This window comes from Pyramidobacter piscolens W5455, assembly GCF_000177335.1.
In the GTDB taxonomy this organism is placed as follows: domain Bacteria; phylum Synergistota; class Synergistia; order Synergistales; family Dethiosulfovibrionaceae; genus Pyramidobacter; species Pyramidobacter piscolens.
Genome location: NZ_ADFP01000048.1, coordinates 1 through 3,344, shown reverse-complemented (window position 1 = coordinate 3,344; position 3,344 = coordinate 1). Strand labels below are relative to the sequence as shown.

General features: G+C 58.4%; 4 protein-coding genes. 2 read left to right on the top strand and 2 right to left on the bottom strand.

Annotated elements, in window-relative coordinates; all coding sequences use genetic code 11:
• A partial coding sequence (locus tag HMPREF7215_RS04010; protein ID WP_009164377.1) for a lipid II flippase MurJ occupies positions 1 to 1,295 on the bottom strand: 1,295 nt, incomplete at its 3' end.
• Positions 1,296 to 1,611: 316 nt separating this feature from the next.
• On the opposite strand from HMPREF7215_RS04010, the gene HMPREF7215_RS13105 reads away from it, so the two are divergent.
• Together HMPREF7215_RS13105 and HMPREF7215_RS12345 are read left to right on the top strand one after the other, a co-directional pair.
• The gene (locus tag HMPREF7215_RS13105; protein ID WP_009164375.1) at positions 1,612 to 1,773 is read left to right on the top strand and encodes a hypothetical protein; all 162 of its coding nucleotides are present in this window, start codon (positions 1,612 to 1,614) and stop codon (positions 1,771 to 1,773) included.
• Positions 1,754 to 2,146: a type II toxin-antitoxin system death-on-curing family toxin gene (locus HMPREF7215_RS12345; RefSeq protein ID WP_050768869.1), complete on the top strand. Its 393-nt coding sequence runs from the start codon at positions 1,754 to 1,756 to the stop codon at positions 2,144 to 2,146. Before HMPREF7215_RS13105 ends, HMPREF7215_RS12345 begins: the two co-directional genes overlap by 20 nt.
• Positions 2,147 to 2,301: 155 nt before the next feature.
• Here HMPREF7215_RS12345 and HMPREF7215_RS13535 read toward each other — a convergent pair.
• The coding region (locus HMPREF7215_RS13535) for a hypothetical protein (protein ID WP_040550410.1) at positions 2,302 to 3,344 on the bottom strand (1,043 nt) is incomplete at its 5' end.

Below are 3,344 nucleotides of genomic sequence, written 5' to 3'. Positions count from 1 at the left end.
GGCGCCAACAGCGCCGCGTAGACCAGCGCCGAGCCGCCCCACGTCAGCCCCGTCGCCACGCAGAGCCCCGGCGCGCCCCAGCGCGGCGCCAGCATCCAGTCCAGAAACGCGTTCAGCCCCAGCGCCCCGTAACTCACGGACAAAATCGTCTTCAGCCTGCCCGCCGCCTGCGCGTAGCGCGACAAAAACTGCCCCCACAACATCAGCGGCAGACTCCAGGCCGCCGCGGCCACGCACGGCGCCGTCAGCTCCACCGCCGCCGCGTCGAAGGCTCCGTAGCCCAGAAAGACCCTCACCAGCGGCCGGCTCAGCGCCGACATCAGCGCCGCCGGCGGAAACAGGTACAGCCATCCCGTGCGCATCACCGTTTCGAGCTGCGCCTGCGACGCTTCGGGCGAATCCATCAGCGCGCTGGCGCGATGCAGATAAATCATCAGCGCCGGCGCAAGCACGCTCTGCGGCAGCATGTAGATCAATCCCGCGTAGCCGAGCGCGGAAATGTTTCCCGCCGGCAGCCCCGAGGCGAAATAGCGGTCCACCAACAGATACAGCCCGCTGGCGCCGACGATGCCGACGCAGAGCAGACAATCCGCGCGCAGCTCGCGCAGCGCTTCCTCGCGCGCCGCGCCCGCAGCCCGCCAGGGAAAATCCCCCGTGACCCGGAACGTGACCCAGGCCAGAAGCGCCACCACCAGACTGTACATCGCCGGCACGGCGTACACCCCCCAGAAAAAAGACGCCGCCCAGATCGCCGGAATCAGCAGCGCATGCCCCAGCACCGCAAGAGAGACCGAAAGACTGTACCTCCCGTTGAAATTGTTCCAAACGCCAAGGAAAGGCAGCACGATCCATGCCACGTCCCAGGGGATCAGCATCACCAGCATTCGGGCAGCCATCTCCCGCCGCAGCGGCTCGAAATGCCGCGCGAAAAACGCCACCAGCGTCGCCGGAAAAACCGCCGCCAGCGCCGCCAGCAGCAGCGCGCCGACCAGCGCCAGGCGAAAAACGCGCGCCATCAGCGCCGCCGCATCCGCCCTCGTCTCCTGTCGCACCAGCCGCGGCAGCAGCGCCGATTCCGTCACATTCTGCACGATCTGGCACAGCAGCGAAAGGATCCCCATGCCGACGTAAAAGGCATCCATACCCGCCGACGCCCCGAACAGCCACGCCAGCATCAGCGTGCGCAGATAGCCGACCGGTTTCGACAACGCCCCCACCGTCACCGAAACCAGCGCTCCGGCGCGCGCCTCCTGCGCGCCGCAGAAAAAATCGCGAATCTTATGCCGCACGGCCATCGTCTCACCTCGCCCACATCTTCCATTTCGGTAAGCATAACACAAAAAACGCCATGACGCGAAGAAAAACGGCATGGCGCGAGACACGGTTCATCGGTCAGTCGGGATATTCGTTGACGCCGCACATCAAAAACACTGCAAGAGACGTACAAAAAAAGGAGACGGTCACATGCCCAGACAAAGGCCCGACGTTTCCCTTCACGAAGAAAATCCGAAAAGACCCCGCAGAGCCCAAGGCATAAGGCGGGGCTTTCCGGCAAAAACGACGAAACGACTTCCGAAGCCGGAGGCACAACGCCGATAAGGAGGAATTCCCATGACAACCACCGACAAAATCTTCGACAAAACCCTTTCGCGCCGTTACAAGGCGGGAATCGTCGCTCAGCGGGACAGCAAACTGGACGACGAAAAACGCGCGATTCTTCACAGCATTATAACCGAACGCAAAGACGCTCTCGATGCCCTTGCCAAATATTGAGCGGCTCTCGCCCGAAAGCATCGACGACGTGATCGAATCCCTGCGTTGTCGATACGCAGACGACCCGATCTCCATTATCAATGAAGAACCTATCGAATACGTTCTTCATCTCGAAGCTCTATCGTGCTACTACGATGACGACGTGTACCGTTTGGCAGCGGTGATTTTTCGCTCCATCATACAAGGACACCCGCTGCAGGACGGAAACAAGCGAATGGAAATGTTGCTCGGCACGTACTTTTTAAAGATCAACGGTTATACGCTTACAGCCGGCAACGACAAATTTTTGAATACGGCGCTCGAAATCGCCAGAGGCGAACTTCATATTCAAGGCATTTATCAATGGCTTCTCAAGCGCGCCCAACCAGGTTAAACGTTCCGACGCGTCACAAAAGCGCGCACAGGATTCCCCATAATGTAAAGAAGCGCTGAAAAAAGACTTCCTGCGCTTCTTTCATAGGGGAGCAGGCGGATAAAAAAAGCGGAGCTGCCGAAGCAGCCCCGTTTTTTGTGTTTGCAGAGATTCGCTTAGAAAGTGAGGTAGGTGCGGAAGCGGATCTGGTTGTTGTCGTAGTTGGGATCACCGATCTGGCCGTCCATATCAGCATAAGCCAGTTCGAAGTAGAGGTTGGGGCTGTACTGATAGCCGATAGCAACGCTCCACTCCTTGGCATCGTTGTTACCGTCCATGTCGTACTTGGTGTAGCGCTCAATCGTACTCCACTTATCGTTCCACTTCTGCTTGGCCTTGACAAAAATGGCCTTCATATCATCAGCCATGGGGCCCGTGACGTTTGTGGGCCAGACGATATCACTGAAGCTGTAGGGATTGTTGTGCAGGATGAATCCCTTATCAAACTGAGCGTACTCAACCCACAGAGAGGTGAACTTGAGCACGTCCTGGCTGACGTCGAGGATAGCCTTCCAAGCTTTGGGGTCGTCAACCGCAGGCGCAGCCACGTCGATATCCTGCATGTAATAGGCCCCCTTCAGCTCAAGGCCGTCCATGAAGCTGAAGCCGAGACCGGCCCAGTAGGTCTTGTAGTCGGTGTTGCCTCTGTCTTCCCACAGACCGTTGACGCTCAGCCACAGCTTCTCGCTGAAGTCGAAGCGTAGACGAGCACCGTAGTACTCGTTGCTGGCGTTATTGTTGTAGATGCCACGATCTTCCAAATGCACATTGCCTTTGTCGTCCGTAACCTCAACTTTACCATCGCTGCCCTTGTTGGAAGCCGCAAAGCCCTCGACGGTGAACATGCCGCGGCTGTACTTCAGATCGAAACCACGATAGTTGGCGTCCATGAAGAAGGCATCGTTATCGGTATACAGACCATCTTCGTCTTCCCAGTCAAGGACGAACTGACCGCCGCGCATTGTCAGGCCTTCCAGACCCATGAAGTCCTTGGCGGTGACCCAAGCGCGGTCGAACTTACCGCCATGCCAACGAGCGTCGAAGGTGACGCCGTCGCTCAGATCCTTGTGCAGGAACAGGCGGTAGCGGCTGATCTTGAAGCCGTCATCGGAATCGTCGGAGCCGTCTTCGTCCCAAGCGTTGTAGTCCATACGGAACT

Excerpts from the sequence above, each read along its gene's own strand:
- HMPREF7215_RS13105 (WP_009164375.1), top strand. The coding sequence starts at position 1,612 with ATGACAACCACCGACAAAATCTTCGACAAAACCCTTTCGCGCCGTTAC.
- HMPREF7215_RS12345 (WP_050768869.1), top strand. The coding sequence starts at position 1,754 with ATGCCCTTGCCAAATATTGAGCGGCTCTCGCCCGAAAGCATCGACGAC.